Raw genomic sequence first — 18837 nt, 5'->3', positions numbered from 1 at the left:
GGCACGTTATTTTTCCGGTTTAAATAAAGTAGACAAAGGATAATGCAATTTTTCGATGGGGGATTTCAGCACGATGTAACTAAAATATTTGGATATCCCGAAATCGGCTTCCAGAATTTCTTCCATCAGTGACTGGTAGTGAGAAATACCCCGGGTCACAAACTTAAGCAGATAATCGTAGCCGCCACTGATCAGGTGGCATTCAATCACCTCGTCGATGGTGCGGATATTCCGTTCGAACTTGGCAAAATCTTCCATGTGGTGATCTGCCAGAGTTACTTCGGTAAAGACCGTCGCCGTTTCGCCTAACTTGTGCAGGGCGATTTTTGCATTGTAACTGGTGATGTAACCGGCTTTCTCAAGTCGCTTGACCCTCGCCAGACAGGGGCTGGGAGACAATGCTACAGCATCAGCAAGATCTGTGTTGGTAATACGGCCGTTTTTTTGCAATTCGGCCAGAATGTTGATGTCGATACGATCCAGCTTTGTACCCGCCATAAAATACTCCGTTTACTACTTAACTGGCTTTACGTTACCTGTATTAAGTAACGTAAAGCAACGCTTACCAGCAGAATCTGCTAATTAAAACGCGTATTTCACACTGATCCTCGCCGTACGGGGAGGTCCCGGCTGGGTCCACAGTGCGGAGTAGGAACTGGCGTAGTATTCCTTATCGAACAGGTTATCAATATCGGCGTTAACCGACAGCTGCTCAGAGAAGTTTATGCTGCCGAACAGCTTCACCGTGGTATAGGCGGGCAGCACATAATCCGGATCGATAGTCTCACCTAATCTGTCACTGACATAAGTAACACTGGCGCCTATTTTAGCGTCGTGTCCGGCCACATTTAAAAAGTGCATGGCAGTGAGGTTGGCTTTATTTTTAGGGATATTAATTAACTGACTGCCTGCGGGAATTTCAACGCCCCAGTCAAAGTTGATAATATCATTCGACGTTTCTGCATCTACGTATGCGTAAGCAAGCGTCAGCGTAGTATCAGCGCCTATAAAAGCATTAATGTCGATTTCAACACCCTGACTTTCCGCTGCACCAAGTGCGGCTGAATAGCCTGAGTTCACAGGGTCCGCTGTGAGTACATTGGTTTTTTCTGCACGGAAAATGGCAACTGTACCACTGATACTTTCATCAGCGTTGTTGAACTTCATGCCCGTTTCATAAGATTTACTTTCTTCCGGCTCGAAAGCCATACCGTTAATGTCTGCACCTGAGTTTGGTCTGAACCCTTCAGAGTAACTGGCATAAAAAGTATAAAGAGGTGACATTTCATACACCAGACCTGCACGTGGGCTGAGGGCCGTTTGCGATTGCTCTGCAACTGTGTCAGTCAGGTATGTGTAAAAGGTTTGCTCGAAATCGTCAAAACGTATGCCGCCTAGAAGCTTCCAGCTTTCTGTTAAGTCAATCTGATCCTGAAAGTAAACCCCGTATGCGCTCTGTTCTTCGCGGTTGTCCCACATAGGAGATGTTTCCGGCAATTCCTGTCCATAAACAGGATTTTGCAAATCCACAGAGTAGGTAGTGTCGCCTGCGCCCCAGGCCGTTCTCCAGCGCTGCTGGATTTGATCTAACTGGTAGTCGTAGGCATCAGCACCAAAGAGAATGTGGTGGGTCAGGCCTGCGGCTTCTACGGTGCCGCTGAACTCAAAACGACCGGAGAGATCGTCCGCTTCATAATTACGGTATCGTCGCTGACGGGAAACCGTTTCACCGTCTGTGTACAACAATTGACGACCGGCAGAAAGCTCGATATCTGTGGAATAGCCTTCGAAGGTAGACTCACGGTAATTCAGACCAACCAGTAAATTCCAGTCGCTGTTAATGCGGTTTTGAATTGTTAACTGATGGCCCAGTGCCTCAATTTGCATGGGACCGTCGTTTGGTTCTCCATAAAAGTTTTCTATGGGTACAGCACCAAATTCGTAGTTAAGAACCGGAATACCGCGGTCAAACGGTGCTTCCTGATCCAACAGTTCCAGTTCGTAGGTAACACTGGTATCGCTGTCAAAGTTATAGGTTACAGAGGGGGTTAAGGCGAGCTTCTTGCTTTCTACTGTATCACGGAAGCTGCCGGCGTCCTCATAAGCGCCATTTACACGAAAAGCGGCGTCTTTGTTAATGGCATTCGTATAATCACCTTCAATCCGGTAAAGATCGTAGGATCCCAAGGTCGCCTGAATATAACCTTCTTCGTCGAACTGAGGCTTTTTGGTAATGATATTAATCGTACCGCCGGGCTCACTGCGGCCATAGAGGGCTGACCCCGGGCCTTTTAGTATTTCAATTGACTGAATATTAGAGGTGTCACGGCGACCGCTGTAACCACGGCCTGCACTGAAGCCGTTAACGATATAGCCTGAAGGTAAGTTTTCATCGCCGGCAAACCCGCGTATGGCAAAGCTGTCCCACAAGCCACCAAAACTGTTCTGGCGGGCGATACCACTGGTAAAGTCCAGTGCATTTTGCAGATCATTAATTCCGGTATCTTCTAACAGCGCGCCGGATACGATATCCACATTCTGGGGTAATGATTTTAACGGAACGTCGCCACGATAAGGCTGACGCTGGGTGACAACCTCAATTTTTTCAACATCATCTGCTGATGCATTTTTTTCCTGGGCATTAACACTTGCCGTCAGTGCCATGCTGACAGAGGCTGTCAGCACAGACACCATAAAAATTCCGGGTTTCTTCATCACGCGTTGTTCTCCATGTATTTATATTCAACGGCAAAAGGATTCCGGTGTTATGTTTTTACGCTGCTTATGCAGTCTGGTTGTCACCCGGATTCACCTTCCACAATCAGTATACGGGAAGGTAGTCGCTGGAAATGCGTCGAAAAAAGCGTCTAAAACAGCTAAAAATATCAACACTAAACAGGTTGCGGCATTTTATGCTTTTGCAGCTTTGCAGATAATTTGTGCGATGAGGTGATGGTTATCTACGACCAGTTTCAAAAATCAATCTGAAAACTGTCATTAACACAGAAGGTTAATGACATCATTTTTACTGATTCAGCACCATTTTCACTGAAAAGAGGCGTCACTGGTATCCGGAAATTATACGATGCATTTACTACCAGCCATAAAAACGTTGCCACCGATGAATTACCGCTAAATTTTCACCTTCTGTGACTTCATAGTGAGGGTGCTGCGCTGCTGTGGCGCAGGCGTGATTGGGTAAGATTCTCAGTCTGATGCCTACCGGTAAATCCGGCAGGCTGCCTTTGCTGCTGCTAAGGGACAGTATACCGTGTTCCTGGTTGGCATCGACCATCAGAAAGTCTTCACAAATATGGCCGTGGATATCGCATACTACGCCGTATCCCTGATCCTCTTTTTGTTTTGATGTGCCTTTATCGCGGGACATAGCCATCCAGCCTGCGTCTACCAGAATCCAATTCTTTTCTTTTTGGTGCCCGATAACCGTTGTCAGCACAGACAGAGCAATATCTTCAGGCTGGCATACGCCGATCCCCGCCATGACCAGATCAAAAAACGCAAATACGCCGGCGCGGATTTCTGTCACGCCGGTCAGGTCACGGGCAAAATGGGCGGTTGGTGTGGAACCGGCACTGACAATTTCGCAGGGATAGCCGGCCTCATTGAGAATAGCAGCGGCCCCGGCTACCGCTTCTATTTACAGCTGGCAGCCATAATGCAGTTCCGGCGCACGGGCACACTTATGCGCTCCCAGCACGGCTTCACAGACTTCGTCGAATACAGGCCAGTTTTCTACGCCTGTTATATATGCTCTCAGTTGAACCAGTGAGGAGAGAGGTAATGCGGCTTCTTTTAAAATAGCTTCAACATTCCGGAAAGCCTGAATGGCCTGACTTTTAAAGTCCTGTGCGATGGCCGCAGGACCTGCTGGCGGAAAGGAGAGCTGTCCGGAAATAAACAGCATATTGCCGGACCTGAAAGCCTGTACATAATGCCCGCCGGGAGATGGTGCGTTTTCAGTTACGATACTCATTCACTTTAACCTCTGTCTTTTTTTCTATCATAAGCACAAATTAAAAGTGATTCGAGTTGTTTATCTTTATGTGAAGATAAAAGTGCGCAATTTGTATCAGCGATTCAGCACAGTGTGCTGCGGGAAGACCTTAACCGGAACTGAGGGATATTTTTCTGAGCAGGGTAATTAACGTGGACAGTTCTGATTCATCCAGTGCACAGACCGATTTATCTGCCAGCGCAAACCGGCCGGCAATGGACTCTTCAATCAGTGTATTACCTTTTGTTGTCAGCGTGACCTTAACACCTCTGCGATCGCCGTCTGACACTGTGCGTTTCACCAGCCCTTTATTTTCCAGCCGCTTCAGACAGGCCGTCATTGCGCCTGAGGTTAAAATAACGGATTTTTGCAGTTCTCCGGGTGATAACTGAAAAGGGCTGCCTTTGCGACGTAATGTAGCGAGAATGTCGAAGTCGGTATAATTGATGCCATGTGTTTTCAGGAACTGGTTTACGTTCTGTTCAAAACGGTTGCCAAGGTGAATGATGCGCGCACTGGCTGCCATTCCTGTTCCCGCCATGTCCGGCTTTTGTTTCGCCCAGTCCGCAAGCAGGCTGTCAATAATATCTGAATTCATAGGTGTGTAACGTTGCTGAAAAATGAAAAGAATCAAGGGGAAACACTAGCACAAGATTGCAGGGCAGAGTATAAGTGCGTAGAGATTGAACAACAACCGCTCATAATACCGGCGACCGCGCTTTTCTTTAAAAAACTACTTGCGCCAGCCAGACTGCATCGCTATTATACGCGCCGTTCCAAGCAATCGCGGAACGTCTTCAAATGCGTCTATAGCTCAGTTGGTTAGAGCGCTACCTTGACATGGTAGAGGTCCCCTGTTCGAGTCAGGGTAGACGCACCAAATATCCGGGCACCAACTTTAAATTCAAATTCTACTGTCCATCCAGATTATCCCGGACATTTTGTCGCCTCAGCACCGCCATAATTTCAACTGTATCTTTTCCGGCAATGCGGTAATAGATGGTTTCATTAGCAATAACCGACTTGCGATAGCCTTGCCTTATATCCGTCGCCTTCGGATACCGGTAGGGATGTGTTGCAATTTGCTCTATGCGTTCAAACAAGGCTTTGTAGTAAGCATCGGCTCTGGCTTCACCAAATCGCTGAAATCCGTATAAATATATCCCCCGGATATCCTTTTCTGCTTTATTTGAAATCTTATAATTTGTCATTCCGTCGTAATGTTTGTTTTATCTCTTTGAGGAGACTATCGCGATCCAATTCACTGAAACCGCTTTTTTCAGCTTCAATGAGATGCTCCCGAATGGTCTGCTGATAATTTTTTTTCGCTTCCAATGTACGCAAAGCATCTCTGACAACCTCACTGGCTGACGCATATCTGCCACTTTTTACTTCTTCCTTAATGAATAATTCCCAATGTTTTCCCAACGTTAAACTTGTATTTGCCATCAGAATTCCCGTTATGTATTCATTTATATTCAATATGAATATAAATGAATGTTTGATCGCGAACAACAGGTTAATGCTATATGAATCAGGGAATACACCAACCGGGCCCCGGTACGGTTTCCGTAAAGCTAGCCATTCATTAATTACCTTCATAAGTACATGCAGATTTGCCCCACTAATCATGAATTGTGCACACTGATAAAGTGTCATTATTCACATTAAGTGGCTGGATATGATGCTTGCACTGGTTAGAATTGCACTGAGTAAACCCTACACCTTCGTGGTGCTGGCGTTACTTATTCTTATTACAGGGCCGTTGTCGGCCATGCGGACGCCGACGGATATTTTCCCGAATGTGGATATTCCGGTGATTGCGGTTGCCTGGCAGTGGCGGGGCTTGCCGCCTGATGGCATTGAAAATGGTGACGTGGTTCGCGTGGTAAACGGGCAGCAGGATTAAAATAAGAAACTAAAACGGGATGTGAGTGGTTGTGTATGGTAAGTCGATGCGGGTAACGATAGTATTTCGGATTACTCAGACGCTAAGGGAATGACTTACAACAATGCGTTACTCACACCTTCTGTTTCTTTTTTTCATACTGTTTAACCCTATACGGGCTTTCGCTGATCGTTTCGTCACTTCTGCAAATGATGGGTTTATTTACTCTGGCAGAGTGGCTTATACAGAGCAGGGAGCCTTTTTAAGCTGGCCGGGTAACAGTGTTACCTTTTCTTTCTCCGGCAAAAAATTGGTCCTGGCGTTAGACGATCAAACCGGCAGGAATTATTACAACGTCATTTTTAATGGTCAGGACATTTCACCCTATGTCATTCATACGAAACAGGGACTGCATCAGTACGATCTGAGTCATAGGGTACGCAACAATACAACGCAAGTGACACTGTTTAAACGTACTGAAGGTGAAGAAGGCGGAACCTATTTTCAGGGCGTGACACTGGCAGACGGGGGGAAGCTGCTGGCAAAACCGGTGCCGCCTTCAAGACGCATCCTGTTTTATGGCGATTCGATTACCGTCGGCATGGGCAATGAAGCTGCCCATAATGACCCGGATAATAAGCCTTCTGAAAAAAATCACTATCTTTCCTATGCGGCTATCACGGCCCGGCATCTCAATGCGGAATTCCATTCAATTGCGAAAAGCGGTATTGGCTTTATGGTCAGCTGGTTTGATTTTACGATGCCGGAATATTATGACCAGCTTACAGCGGAAAGTAACAACAATTCTTCATGGCATTTTGATGACTGGCAGCCTGATGTGGTGGTGGTCAATCTTGGCCAAAATGATCGTTGGCTGATTGAAAACGAAAAGCGTTTAAACGCCGGGCCTGAGGAGATCAAAAAATCCTATGAAGAATTCATCCGCACGTTGATGAAGCATCATCCTGATGCTGAGTTTGTGTGTGCTATCGGCAGTATGGATGCAACAAAAACCAGCGTGTGGCCGGATTACATTGCCAGTGCTGTTGATGCAATTAAGGCGTCACCTGATTCACAAGGAGACGGGCAAAGAGTTCATACGCTGGTCTTTGATTTTACCGGTTACGGTGCTCATCCTCGTGTGGAACAGCACAGAGAAAATGCCGCGAAGCTGACGGGTTATTTGAAAGAAATAATGAACTGGTAGCGTATTTACGATTATGTGAACCCGGTTATCCGGATGCCGTTTTGGCGTGGAAATGGTCACTTCCATGTTGGAACATGCCGGGGCTGCATCCGTATTCGTTTTTGAAAAGCTTATTGAAATAGGGAACGTTTTTATACCCTACCGAGTATGCGATTTCAGAAACGTTGGCGTCCTTGTTTTCCGTCAGCAGGCGTGCCGCTTCGTTCAGCCGCAACTTGTTTAAATAGGTTGAAAACGTGTATCCGCACTCACTTTTCAGAATGTCGTTAATTTTATTCCGGTTAATGCCTAACGCCCGGACAATAAACTCCAGATTTAGCCCGGGATTTGCGTACTCTTTGGCAAGGAATTTCAAAATGGCCGTTTTATCTTTGTCTCTGTGGCTTTCCAGTGAAAGGTGTTCGCAGTCAATTAACGGCCGGTCCTTCTGAAGTTTATTTTTCACTTCTTTCATCAGATATTTGCTGTGGGCTTTAAACAGCCATGCGACCAGCATTGCACCTGAGGCAAGTAATATAGCAGTGCAGGTATATAAGTAAGACCAGTCTTTACCGTTAAACACAATTTCGCGGATACTGATGGTGGACTGCACATTCAGCGGACTCTGAATGGAACTGCCAAATGAAATTTTCTTTACTCTGGCCAGGCTGTATTCCTGCTCACTGAGCGCCTGATTATACCACTTGTACCACCATTCCGGTGTTTCCAGCCGGGTGATATCTATGTCGTAACGCTGCCACTCACTTTTACAGTGAAAATACCGGGTGGAAATACGATCAGACCTGGCATCATCAATTTTGCTGGCATTTTTATCGAGAGTGAATAAAGAGAAGGTCAGGGTACTTTCCGGTGAACATTTTGCCATAAACGACAAGGTATCAAACGGACTCAAGTCCACGAGATCAGGCTGTCCCTGACTGTTCAGAAACAGCATTTCGCCCATGGCAAAGGGATAGTCTTTCTGTTCGTTCAGTAACATGCTGAGTGTGTAACTGAACCCGTCATCGATAACCGAAATAGTGGATGCGCCACCTTCCTGCGAATCATCGTAAGTCAGGCTTTTCCATTTCAGTTTGTTTTCCTCAGCGGCGCGGGGAAGCAGAGACTCTTCGGGGAAAGACTGATGATATGCAATGGCTACCAGTATTACGGCGAAAATAGCGTATGCCGTTAACGAATAAATAACTTTTTTATGGTAGCCAAACATACTTTCCGTTGTAACCACGTGCCAGTCTGCAAATAGGGATAGGTTTATATAATCAAACTCACAATCATTCGTCAATGCGCGCAAGGGTGCGACATGTAAGAATACTTACATGCTAAATATAGTTATATTTTCTGCCACAATTTCTTCTGTTTTTTGCACATTGCTAGCTTTTTTGCGTTTTCAGATATCTCCGGACCCGCATTCTCATTAGTTTTATCGTCATTAACAAAAAATAAACATCGTATCCCGCTCGTGGTAACAACATGAAGGCGATACGTGTTCAAAGATAACTTTTATGTTTTGAGTTTACTGGCAAATAAAATGAAAAAAGCAAAAGCCTTTAAAGAAAAACTAAACAATGGTCGTCTGCTTAATGCCGTTGCCATCGCTTTCTTTTTTGCGTCCGGTTCCCCGCTAAGCTACGGGCAGAATTCGCCGGTCAGCCCTCCGGATAAAACCGCTATTAACCAACATGCAGTTCTTGTTTTTAATTCTCCCGGCGAAGATTGGGAGTCTGAGTCTCTTCCTTTGGGCAATGGTTTACTCGGCGCAACCATAGCCGGTGGTGTAACAGAAGATGTTATTCAGTTTAATGAAAAAACGCTCTGGACAGGCGGCCCCGGCAAAAACGGTCCGTATCAATCCGGCTTACCTTACGATACATCCGGTTATGCTGAGCAGGTAGAAGCCGTCGTCAAAGAGATTGCGCAAAAAGGCTCGCTGTCACCTGAGTATGTGGCTGGCAAACTGGGCCATCAACAGCCGGACTATGGCAGCTATCAAAGCTTCGCCGATCTGGTGCTGTCGTATCCTGAAAACACGCAGGACATCCACGATTACCGTCGCAGTCTGGATTTAAATACGGCTGTGGCGACAGTGAGTTACTCCGCAGACAAAATTGACTACAAAAGAGATTATTTTGTAACTTATCCCGACAACAGCATTGTCATCAGGCTGACGGCATCTGAAATAGGCGCGGTGAACGTATCCGGCAAGTTACGCTTTCCTGAAAACAGAACCTGGTCGGCAGAGAGGCGCGGTCAGGATACGTTACTCTACAGCGGAGCATTAACAGACAACGGGCTTGAATTTGCATCCGGCATGCGTATTTTGCATGAGGGTGGCACCACAGATGTGACAGACGCAGAATTCAGCGTAAGAAACGCTGACGTCGTGACCATTGTGCTTACCGCGGTCACCAATTATGTATTACGTCACCCGGATTACCGGCTGGGACATGCAAAAGATAAAGTCACTTCGCAACTTTCTCATCTTCAAAACTTCACTTTTGATGAGCTGCTAACCCGTCACCTAAATGATTATCAGCCTTTGTTTAACCGCGTCAAACTCGATCTTGGCGATGGTGAAACCGGAGAACTGAAAGCTGCGCTCAAGGCTTATCCTTCTAAAAATGAGTCGCAGAACCGCGCGCTGGAAAGTCTCTATTTTCACTATGGTCGCTATCTTTTAATTGCCTCATCCAGAGCGGGCTCGCTGCCGGCGAACCTGCAGGGTATATGGAATAAAGACATTCAGGCTCCCTGGAGTGCTGACTATCATCTGAATATCAATTTACAGATGAATTACTGGCTGGCTCACACCACAAACCTGCCCGAAACACTGCCGCCGCTGTTCGATTTTGTAGAGAACCTCACAATACCCGGACGGGAAGCTGCCGGTAGATTGTTTGGTGCAGCAGGTTGGGTGGTCTTTCTGAATACCAATCCCTGGGGCTCAACAGGTTTGATTGACTGGCCCACCGCATTCTGGCAACCGGAGGCGGCTGCATGGATAGCAAGACACTTCTATGAAGAAGTCTCATTCAATGCTGATGAAAGCTTCCTGAAAGAACGGGCCTGGCCGCTTCTCAAATTAACCAGTCAGTTCTGGCTGGACAACATGGTTGAAAGCGCGGATTCAGAAACGCTACTGATTTCTCCTTCTTATTCTCCGGAACATGGTGATTTTACTGCCGGTGCGGCTATGTCTCAGCAAATCGTGACGGATCTGTTTGCAAACACGCTAGCACTTGCAGAACAGGTTGGCGACGAAGAGTTTGCCGCTGCATTAAAGAATGCACTTGAAAGGCTCGAACCCGGTCTGCGGATTGGTAAATGGGGTCATTTGCAGGAATGGCGCCAGGATATTGATGATAAGGAAAACCGCCACCGTCATATCTCCCATCTGTTCGCTTTACATCCGGGCAATCATATCTCACCGGTTGATACACCGGCCTTTTCGAAAGCCGCAGCGGTATCACTTAACGCAAGAGGTGATGCCGGCACAGGCTGGAGCCGTGCCTGGAAAATCAACTTTTGGGCCCGCCTTGCTGACGGGAACCGGGCCCTTAAATTATTGCAGGCACAATTGCGGGACAGCACGTTAACCAACCTGTGGAGCTCTCATCCTCCCTTCCAGATCGACGGTAATTTTGGGGCAACGGCTGGTATTGCGGAAATGCTGCTGCAAAGTCACAGGGGGGAACTGCATTTACTACCAGCGCTGCCCGATGCGTGGGAGCAGGGCAGAGTAACCGGCCTCAGGGCGCGGGGGAATCATGAAGTCAGTATGGAATGGTCTGACGGGCGCCTTAATAGAGCGATTATTAAAACCTTCACAGACGGCGAAATCCGCATTCGTTGTGACAGTTTTGACCACAAGATTATAGTAACAGCTAACGGAGAATACGTTGCTTTTACGTCGCCTGAGCAGGGCGTTATTAATTTCACCACCTCAGCGCAGCAGGAGTATGCCGTTTCTGCTGCTGAGTAACAACAATAGCCACGAAGAGCTGAACAGTGGCATGGTTCAACGCAACATGGACTTTTAAAATATGAAAACTACACATTCAGGACTTGAACAGTTTAAGCACGCAAAACTTACCGCTTTTCTACTGGCATCCTTAGGGGTGGCCTGTCCCGCCACGGGTCTGGCACAGACTGACACAGAGGAAGAAGACAGTGAAGCGCTGGAAGTTATAGAAGTAAAAGGCATGCGGGCCAGCGTCATTTCCGCTCAGGCAACTAAAATGAATTCCAATAAAATCATGGACGGGATCAGTGCTGATGATATCGGCGCACTGCCTGACCGCAGTATCACTGAAACTTTGCAAAGGGTGGCGGGTGTTGCTATCGACCGTTACATGTCGTTAGGAGATCCTGAGCACTTTTCGGTGGAAGGTAACGGTGTGATTGTGCGCGGTCTTACTCAGGTCCGGTCGGAACTGAACGGACGGGGAACGTTCAGTGCTGACGGGGGCCGGACGCTGAGCTTTGGTGATGTGCCGCCTGAACTGCTGAATGCTGTGAATGTGTACAAAAGTCCGTCGGCGGATCAGATTGAAGGCGGCCTTGCCGGTACGATTGATCTGGAAACCCGTCTGCCTTTTCACCGTGACGGTCAGCAAATCGCGTTTGATATCAGTGCCAACTACGGCGACGTGATAAAAGAAACCAAGCCGGGCTATTCCTTTTTATATTCCAACAACTGGAATACTTCTGCCGGTAAAGTCGGGTTTTTGTTTGATATTGCCGTCTCTGAATTGTCTACCCGTAACGATTCCATGTACGTAAGACCTTTTTTCTACCGTGATGACATTGCCGGATACGAAGGGTCAACAGTCTATGTCCCCAGAGGTGCTGACTGGCGTACCATGTATTTTAACCGTGAACGTAATGGTGCTTATGCAGCCCTGCAATATGCACCGTCAGAAAACCACGAATTTACCCTGACATACTTTTCCAGCGATTATGATATGCAGTGGAATGAAGATGCCATATTCGTTGATAACTGGCCCTATGGTGTGCAAGTGGAAAGCGGTGCACAGTTCAGGGACAGCGGCGTACTGGAAAAAGGACGGCTAATACAGGATGGCGGTATTCCCATGGGGGCCGATGTGAGAGCCTCTTCCCAGCAGGCAAAAACGGAAGATTTCGCTTTGCGTTACCGCTATGCCGGTGAGAAATTTCTGGTGGAAACTTCTCTGCAGCGGGTAAGTTCTGATTCTGCAGGGCTTGATAACACGGTGGCCACACAAATAAGTGTGCCTTACATTGATGTCGACTTAACCGGCAGCTTGCCCACTGTGACCTCAGATGCTTCTTATCTGGGAAACCCGGACAACTACGTCTGGAATTTCATCATGGATAACCAGTACGACCGCCAGGCGGATATGACTGCGGCAGATATCGATATTCAGTACTTTTTATCTGACGGTTTTTTCGAAGCTGTGAAGTTTGGTGCACGCTACAGCAAAACATCGTCTGATAACGCCGATACCGGTTACAACTGGAGTCCGTTAGCACCAAGCTGGTTGCAAGCTGCCATTGTGGAAGGGCAGGAGAATATTGTCCCTGATGTCAGTGAGCTGAATCTGAACTCCTTTGATAACTTCTTTGGTGGTGATGTGCCGGCGCCGGCAAACGTGTATGCACCTGATGCCAGTTTTGCGTTTGGTTATCCGCAGAGTTTTCAGGCCTTACAGGACCGGTTCGTGTATGCAGACTGGTCTGCCTGGGCGTACTGGAACCGCCGTGATTTAAATGATGATCAGTATACCAATGACCAGACAGAGGAAACGGCCGCCGCTTATGTGATGCTCGACTTCTTTACTGACGCACTTGGCAAACCTGTGTCGGGTAATGTGGGTGTGCGTTACGTTAAAACCGAAAATACTGCTCATGGTTATCTGCAATATCCGAACAATGCGCTGTTTGGCAACGGTGCTTTCACCGCCATGGATGCGGAGCATGATTACAGTAACTGGCTTCCCAGCTTAAACGTAAAAGTAGAACTGACCGAAGATTTACTGCTGCGTTTTGCTGCTGCCAAAGCGATGGCGCGGCCAAATTTTGCAGATTTAGGCGCCAATATTGTGCTGAACGCAAATTTATCCAGTGCAGGAGAGGCCAGCCAGAATGCCGGTAATCCGCCTAAAGTGGAAGATTACGTGCTGACACTGGACTCCACACAAAATCCGTACCTCGACCCTATGGAGTCCAACCAGTTTGATGTGTCTCTGGAATGGTATTACGCCGAAGACAGTTCTGCTTATGTGGCATTGTTTACTAAGGATATCTCCGGCTACCAGGTGCCACAATTGTCTCAGGTTGAATTTGGCGGCTATACCTATAATGCCAGCTGGCCAGTCAGCAGTGCTGATGCTGAAATCACGGGTGTCGAGCTGTCGTTAAATCACTTCTTCTCCTCACTTCCTGCACCTTTTGACGGTTTCGGCGTGCAAGTGAACTACACCTGGATAGACAGTGAAATTGATGCTGATTCAAGCTCTCAGCCGGTGGATACAGACGGCTCCGGCTACGGGGACATGCCGTTCAGAGGCTTGTCGGAAAATGCGGCAAACTTGGTGTTAATGTACGAGAAAGGTCCGTTTTCCGCACGCCTGGCCTACAACTGGCGGGATGAATTCCTGATTGCAACCAATGCAAATGGTTTCACCGGCACGGAAAATGGCATCACTTATGGCTTACCGCTGCTCAATGCGGCGACTGCTTACCTCGACGGCTCTGTGACATATCGTATCAACGACAATTACGCCGTGGTTCTGGAAGCGAACAATCTCAATGATGCAGTGACCAAAAATGAGATGCGTCAGAACGGTCCGGGTAATCACTATAGTGCTTATCACGTGAATGACATCCGTTATGCACTGTCCCTGCGGGGCAATTTCTAGTACCCGCGCGTATCGCACTGCACCGGCTTTGTAATGGTAATACCTGCCGGTGCAGTGCAACGCTTTTCCCAACCCTGAATTGATATTTGGACACTATGAAAATCTATTATTTTGCAGGTCTTCTTCTTTGTGCAATGTGTGCGCTAAGTGCCTGCCAGAGTGCGGGGGTTAAGCCCGCCGCAGCTTCTCAATCCCGGCACGACTTACCTCAAGTGGTCACTCAAAACGGCCGCCATGCCTTTCTCGTCGATGGTAAGCCTTTTCTGATGCTGGGTGCGCAAACGAATAATTCCGCTAACTATCCCGCAGCGCTGGATAAAGTGTGGCCGGTTGTTGATGCCATGCATGCTAACACCCTGGGTATTCCGGTGGCGTGGGAGCAAATCGAACCGGAAGAAGGACATTTCGACTTCAGCTACCTTAATATCCTGATCCGCCAGGCCGCAGAACGGGAAGTGAAAGTGGTATTGCTGTGGTTTGCCACCTGGAAAAATAACGCGCCTCATTACGCGCCGGCCTGGATCAAACTGAATAATCAGCGTTTCCCCAGAGTGATCACACGCGACGGGCGAACCCTGAACTCTTTGTCGCCTCACGGCGAATACACGCTGGCTGCGGACAAGCGCGCCTTCAAAGCTCTGATGACGTATTTGCGCGATAATGATCCGGCCCATCAGGTGATCATGGTACAGGTGCAAAATGAAACCGGCACCTACGGCTCAAAACGTGATTACTCCCCGTTAGCAAATTCTCTTTTTAATGAGCCTGTCCCTGACACGTTACTGGCCCGGATGAACAAACAACCGGGTACATGGCCTGAGGTATTCGGTGATGACGCTGATGAATTCTTTCATGCCTGGTCTATTGCCCGTTACGTCGATGAGATTGCACAGGCCGGTAAAGCAATTAAACCTTTGCCCATGAACGTTAATGTAGCGCTGAGAAATCCTTTTAATCCCGGCACGGGCTATTCCATGGGCGGCCCCACTGACAATGTCATCGACGCCTGGAAAGCCGGTGCCCCGCACATCGATATGATTTCACCGGATATTTATTTTCGAGACCATAAAACGGTAAAGCGGGTGCTGGAATTGTACAGCCGGGAAGATAACCCCTTGTTTGTGGCAGAGATTGGTAACGACCAGCCCTATGCCCGCTATTTTTTCAGTACCCTGGGGCATCAGGGGATCGGTTTTGCGCCATTCGGCATGGACTACACCGGTTATGCTAATTATCCACTGGGCGCGAAAACCGTTAACGACGACACCATCGCTCCCTTCGCTGAAATTTACGGGCTGATGTATTCATGGTCCGGCGTATGGGCAAAACTCAGTCTTGAACACCAGGTTTGGGGAGTGGCAGAGCCTCACGACTCGTCAAAAGATGAAAAAGTGTGGAATGCCAATGTGTCGCAAGCAAAAGGGGAGTTTCCCGCCTACAGTCAGCAACTGGATCTCGGAAACTGGGATGCAGAAGTGTCCTACGGACGACCCATGTTCTGGGTTGACCCGCCTGCTGGAAATCATCCGGCGTCCGGTGGCGCACTTATCGCTAAATTATCTGACGACGAGTTTTTAGTGACTGCGCTGCGTGCACGGGTCACGTTTACACCGTCAAAAGAAATCGTATCACTTCCTGTAATGATTGAAAGGGTAGAAGAAGGCCATTTTGATGAGCAGGGTAACTGGATATTTGAGCGGGTCTGGAATGGCGATCAAACTGACTGGGGACTTAATTTCAACGATGAGCCGCATATTCTCAAAGTAAAAATGACCACCTGGCAAGAATGAACACCTTGTCACTATGAATACCTTGCAACTATGAACAAAGGTAAAAGGAATAACACCATGAAAAAAATCCATCGAATTGCAGCCAGTGTGGCCGTCGCGCTCATGTCAGCAACCGTACTCAGTGGCTGCGAAAACAGTACCGGCAGTGCTGAAGTTGTTCGCGCAGGAAGCTATCAGGCGACAGAACACGGCCTGCTTGTTCTGCCTGCTCAGGGGCAGGCTAAAGCCGTGCGCTTACAAGTATTTGATGAAGGGATCATCCGCGTCACGGCGTTGCCACACGATGATTTCAGTCGTGTTGCCGAAAGCTTAATGGTGACAGCCTCTACGGGAAATACCCCTTACGACATCAAAGAATCAGCCGGAGCTGTGACACTGTCTACAAACGCTATGACAGCCTCAGTATCACTGACTGACGGTAATCTGGTAGTAAAAAACCGGGCCGGAGAGGTATTGCTGAAGAGTGTGAACAGCGGTGAGTTTGCGCCGGTTACCGCCGATCCTGCCGGTGCCGGTAAACACAATTTTGCTATTCACCAGCAGTGGAATACCGGCTCAGATGAGGGTTTTTACGGGCTGGGTCAGCATCAGGATGGCCGCATTAATCATGCCGGAGATAATGTTGAGCTGAGCACCCATAACCTGCAGATTTCTATCCCATTTCTGGTCTCTACTAAACATTACGGGATTTTATGGGACAACGCGGCCATTACCCGGTTCGGCAACCCGGTGGAATCAGCGCCGCTGAACGCAGGCTTTGCGCTTTATGATGAAAACGGCAACGCCGGAGGATTAACCGCGTACTATTATGATAAAGATAAACTGCTGCTTAAACGCACAGAGGCTGATCTTGATTATCAGTTTCTTGCTCACAACACCACCCGGGAAATACCATTTCCTGCAGAGCTTGGTGATGTCAGCCAGCCACGGGTAGTGTGGAAAGGGCAGATAAGCGCTAAGCAAAGCGGACTTCACAAGTTCCGTATGTACTCCAGTGGCTATGCCAAACTGACTATAAACGGTGAAAAGCTGCTGGACCGGTGGCGGATGAACTGGAATCCCTGGTTTCACAATACTGAAATCATGCTCACCGCCGGAGAAAAGGTGGACATTGAAGTCGACTGGGATTCGCAGGGCGGATACTTCCGTCTGTTACACAATAATCCTCAATCGAAGGCCGATGAGAACAGCCTGTCGCTGGCATCAGAAACCGGCAAGTCGCTGGACTATTACATCGTAGCCGGTGACGACACCGACGAGGTAATAAGTGGGTACCGCAAACTTACCGGCAAAGCCGTCATGTTGCCAAAATGGGCCTATGGATTCTGGCAAAGTCGTGAACGTTACAAGACGCAGGATGAACTGTTAGGGGCGCTGAAAACCTACCGTGAAAAACAGATCCCCATTGATAATATTGTCCTCGACTGGTCTTACTGGCCGGAAGATGCCTGGGGAAGTCATAAGTTTGATTTGGCCCGTTTCCATGATCCTAAAGGCATGATTGACGAAGTTCACACACTTAACGCCAATATTATGATTTCCGTCTGGCCGAAATTCTACAGCACAACCGGCAATTACAAAGAGCTGAATGCCAAAGGCTATATGCTGAACAAGAACGTGGATCAGGAGGGCAATCTGGACTGGATTGGCAAGGGTTATCTGAACGGGTTTTACGACCCTTACCCTGAAGAATCACAGGCAATTTTCTGGCGGCAATTAGACGAAAATCTCAATGTGCTGGGCATCGATGCCTGGTGGCTGGACGCGTCCGAGCCGGACATCCATTCGAACCTGTCGTATAGCAAACGAAAAGAAATCATGACGCCGTTAGCGGTGGGTTCTGGTGCTGAGTATTTTAACTCCTATGCGCTGGCAAATGCCGAAGGCGTGTATGAAGGTGAGCGGCAATCAGACCCTGACAAGCGCAGTTTTATTCTTACCCGCAGCGGATTCGGCGGTATTCAGCGCACGGGCAGTGCCATCTGGAGCGGAGACACTGTGCCGCGGTGGTCAAATCTTAAAGAGCAGATTGCTGCCGGTGTAGGTACAGGATTGTCCGGTATGCCGAACTGGACCATGGATATCGGTGGCTTCACACCGGAAGATCACTATCGTTACAACGGCGATGTGGTTGTGGGTCACTACAGTGAAATGGCTGAACAGTATCAGCAGGAATGGCAGGAGCTGAATATGCGCTGGTTCCAGTTCGGCGCATTTGTACCGCTGTTCCGCTCCCACGGCCAAAACCCTTTCAGGGAAGTGTTTAATCTGGCCGATGAAGGATCGGAAGTGTACAACGCACTGATATCCACCATCGAATTACGCTACCGCCTGATGCCTTATATTTATTCGCAGGCAGGGGATATGTTCCATAAAGACGGTACCTTAATGCGCGGTCTGGTGATGGACTTCCCTGAAGATGAAAAAGCGCAGGATATCGATGATGCCTACATGTTCGGGCCGGCCATCCTGGTGAACCCTGTGTATGAGTACAAGGCGCGGGAACGGGATGTTTATCTGCCCGCAGGTGTGAGCTGGTACGACTTTTATTCCGGTGAAACGTATCAGGGCGGGCAAACCATTACTGCCAGTGCGCCGTTAACGCAAATGCCGCTATACGTAAAAGCCGGATCAATTATTCCGGCGGGTGAAGCCATTCAGTATGTTTACGATAAGCCGGATGGCGCCTATACCATAAACGTGTTTACCGGTGCCGACGGCGAATTTGAGCTCTATCACGACGACGGCAAGTCATACGATTACGAGGACGGGGCGTACTCGTACACCCGCATTGAGTATGATGACAGTGAAGGTAGGCTCACCATCGGCAAACGTGAAGGGCACTTTGATAGTATGGTCACCTCCCGTACCTGGCATGTCAGGTTTATTTCCGAAGGTGAAACACTATTGGATTACGAAGCGAAGCCGGACGTCACTGTCACTTATTCCGGTGATGCCCTTACTGTGGAACGGACGAAATAGCCATGCGGACGTTAATTTGTCTTAGCGGGGCACTGCTCCTTTGCGCCTGTGCGGCG

General features: G+C 48.3%; 14 protein-coding genes and 1 tRNA gene. 7 read left to right on the top strand and 8 right to left on the bottom strand.

Going from position 1 to position 18837, the window contains the following annotated elements:
- Nucleotides 1-6 precede the first annotated feature (6 nt).
- The 5 genes from ACXAG2_RS01650 to ACXAG2_RS01630 all read right to left on the bottom strand — a co-directional run bounded on the left by ACXAG2_RS01650 (nt 7) and on the right by ACXAG2_RS01630 (nt 4613).
- A complete protein-coding gene (locus ACXAG2_RS01650; RefSeq protein ID WP_119501657.1) occupies nt 7-498 on the bottom strand; it encodes an Lrp/AsnC family transcriptional regulator in 492 nt (163 codons plus the stop codon).
- An 84-nt stretch (nt 499-582) separates the two neighbouring features.
- Entirely contained in the window at nt 583-2715 is a 2133-nt protein-coding gene (locus ACXAG2_RS01645; RefSeq protein WP_474864440.1) for a TonB-dependent siderophore receptor, read from the bottom strand.
- 379 nt (nt 2716-3094) lie between these two features.
- On the bottom strand, nt 3095-3547 hold the full coding sequence (locus tag ACXAG2_RS01640; protein WP_474864094.1) for a type III PLP-dependent enzyme domain-containing protein: 453 nt from the start codon (nt 3545-3547) through the stop codon (nt 3095-3097).
- A 111-nt stretch (nt 3548-3658) separates the two neighbouring features.
- Nucleotides 3659-3994 (bottom strand): RidA family protein, encoded by a 336-nt coding sequence (locus tag ACXAG2_RS01635; protein WP_474864092.1) that lies wholly within the window; start codon nt 3992-3994, stop codon nt 3659-3661.
- A 130-nt stretch (nt 3995-4124) separates the two neighbouring features.
- On the bottom strand, nt 4125-4613 hold the full coding sequence (locus ACXAG2_RS01630; RefSeq protein WP_119501653.1) for a MarR family winged helix-turn-helix transcriptional regulator: 489 nt from the start codon (nt 4611-4613) through the stop codon (nt 4125-4127).
- Between the two features lie 205 nt (nt 4614-4818).
- Between ACXAG2_RS01630 and ACXAG2_RS01625 the strand changes: the two genes are divergently transcribed.
- A tRNA-Val gene (locus ACXAG2_RS01625) sits at nt 4819-4895 on the top strand.
- 31 nt (nt 4896-4926) lie between these two features.
- Here ACXAG2_RS01625 and ACXAG2_RS01620 read toward each other — a convergent pair.
- Together ACXAG2_RS01620 and ACXAG2_RS01615 are read right to left on the bottom strand one after the other, a co-directional pair.
- Nucleotides 4927-5226: a type II toxin-antitoxin system RelE/ParE family toxin gene (locus ACXAG2_RS01620; RefSeq protein ID WP_474864090.1), complete on the bottom strand. Its 300-nt coding sequence runs from the start codon at nt 5224-5226 to the stop codon at nt 4927-4929.
- On the bottom strand, nt 5213-5464 hold the full coding sequence (locus tag ACXAG2_RS01615; RefSeq protein ID WP_474864088.1) for a type II toxin-antitoxin system ParD family antitoxin: 252 nt from the start codon (nt 5462-5464) through the stop codon (nt 5213-5215). Before ACXAG2_RS01615 ends, ACXAG2_RS01620 begins: the two co-directional genes overlap by 14 nt.
- 232 nt (nt 5465-5696) lie before the next feature.
- Here ACXAG2_RS01615 and ACXAG2_RS01610 point away from each other — a divergent pair, with 232 nt between their 5' ends.
- Nucleotides 5697-5924, top strand: coding sequence for an efflux RND transporter permease subunit (locus ACXAG2_RS01610; RefSeq protein WP_474864086.1), 228 nt, complete (start codon nt 5697-5699; stop codon nt 5922-5924).
- A 103-nt stretch (nt 5925-6027) separates the two neighbouring features.
- Complete coding sequence (locus ACXAG2_RS01605; RefSeq protein ID WP_474864085.1) at nt 6028-7110, top strand: SGNH/GDSL hydrolase family protein; 1083 nt, start codon at nt 6028-6030, stop codon at nt 7108-7110.
- 25 nt (nt 7111-7135) lie between these two features.
- Here ACXAG2_RS01605 and ACXAG2_RS01600 read toward each other — a convergent pair whose 3' ends face one another.
- Entirely contained in the window at nt 7136-8317 is a 1182-nt protein-coding gene (locus ACXAG2_RS01600; RefSeq protein WP_474864083.1) for a helix-turn-helix domain-containing protein, read from the bottom strand.
- 321 nt (nt 8318-8638) lie between these two features.
- Between ACXAG2_RS01600 and ACXAG2_RS01595 the strand changes: the two genes are divergently transcribed.
- The 4 genes from ACXAG2_RS01595 to ACXAG2_RS01580 all read left to right on the top strand — a co-directional run bounded on the left by ACXAG2_RS01595 (nt 8639) and on the right by ACXAG2_RS01580 (nt 18781).
- Nucleotides 8639-11089, top strand: a complete 2451-nt coding sequence (locus tag ACXAG2_RS01595) for a glycoside hydrolase family 95 protein (RefSeq protein ID WP_474864081.1) — start codon at nt 8639-8641, stop codon at nt 11087-11089.
- A 61-nt stretch (nt 11090-11150) separates the two neighbouring features.
- Nucleotides 11151-14009 (top strand): TonB-dependent receptor, encoded by a 2859-nt coding sequence (locus ACXAG2_RS01590; RefSeq protein ID WP_474864079.1) that lies wholly within the window; start codon nt 11151-11153, stop codon nt 14007-14009.
- 212 nt (nt 14010-14221) lie between these two features.
- Nucleotides 14222-15799, top strand: coding sequence for a DUF5597 domain-containing protein (locus ACXAG2_RS01585; protein ID WP_474864077.1), 1578 nt, complete (start codon nt 14222-14224; stop codon nt 15797-15799).
- A 57-nt stretch (nt 15800-15856) separates the two neighbouring features.
- A complete protein-coding gene (locus ACXAG2_RS01580) occupies nt 15857-18781 on the top strand; it encodes a glycoside hydrolase family 31 protein (RefSeq protein ID WP_474864075.1) in 2925 nt (974 codons plus the stop codon).
- Nucleotides 18782-18837: the final 56 nt, after the last annotated feature.

This window comes from Alteromonas sp. ABH4_456, assembly GCF_056160645.1.
This window is presented reverse-complemented; position numbering and strand designations above follow the sequence as displayed.

Coding starts and splice junctions, on each gene's coding strand:
- ACXAG2_RS01600 (WP_474864083.1), bottom strand. CDS start 8,317: ATGTTTGGCTACCATAAAAAAGTTATTTATTCGTTAACGGCATACGCT.
- ACXAG2_RS01650 (WP_119501657.1), bottom strand. CDS start 498: ATGGCGGGTACAAAGCTGGATCGTATCGACATCAACATTCTGGCCGAA.
- ACXAG2_RS01595 (WP_474864081.1), top strand. CDS start 8,639: ATGAAAAAAGCAAAAGCCTTTAAAGAAAAACTAAACAATGGTCGTCTG.
- ACXAG2_RS01590 (WP_474864079.1), top strand. CDS start 11,151: ATGAAAACTACACATTCAGGACTTGAACAGTTTAAGCACGCAAAACTT.
- ACXAG2_RS01605 (WP_474864085.1), top strand. CDS start 6,028: ATGCGTTACTCACACCTTCTGTTTCTTTTTTTCATACTGTTTAACCCT.
- ACXAG2_RS01645 (WP_474864440.1), bottom strand. CDS start 2,715: ATGAAGAAACCCGGAATTTTTATGGTGTCTGTGCTGACAGCCTCTGTC.
- ACXAG2_RS01635 (WP_474864092.1), bottom strand. CDS start 3,994: ATGAGTATCGTAACTGAAAACGCACCATCTCCCGGCGGGCATTATGTA.
- ACXAG2_RS01615 (WP_474864088.1), bottom strand. CDS start 5,464: ATGGCAAATACAAGTTTAACGTTGGGAAAACATTGGGAATTATTCATT.
- ACXAG2_RS01620 (WP_474864090.1), bottom strand. CDS start 5,226: ATGACAAATTATAAGATTTCAAATAAAGCAGAAAAGGATATCCGGGGG.
- ACXAG2_RS01630 (WP_119501653.1), bottom strand. CDS start 4,613: ATGAATTCAGATATTATTGACAGCCTGCTTGCGGACTGGGCGAAACAA.
- ACXAG2_RS01580 (WP_474864075.1), top strand. CDS start 15,857: ATGAAAAAAATCCATCGAATTGCAGCCAGTGTGGCCGTCGCGCTCATG.
- ACXAG2_RS01610 (WP_474864086.1), top strand. CDS start 5,697: ATGATGCTTGCACTGGTTAGAATTGCACTGAGTAAACCCTACACCTTC.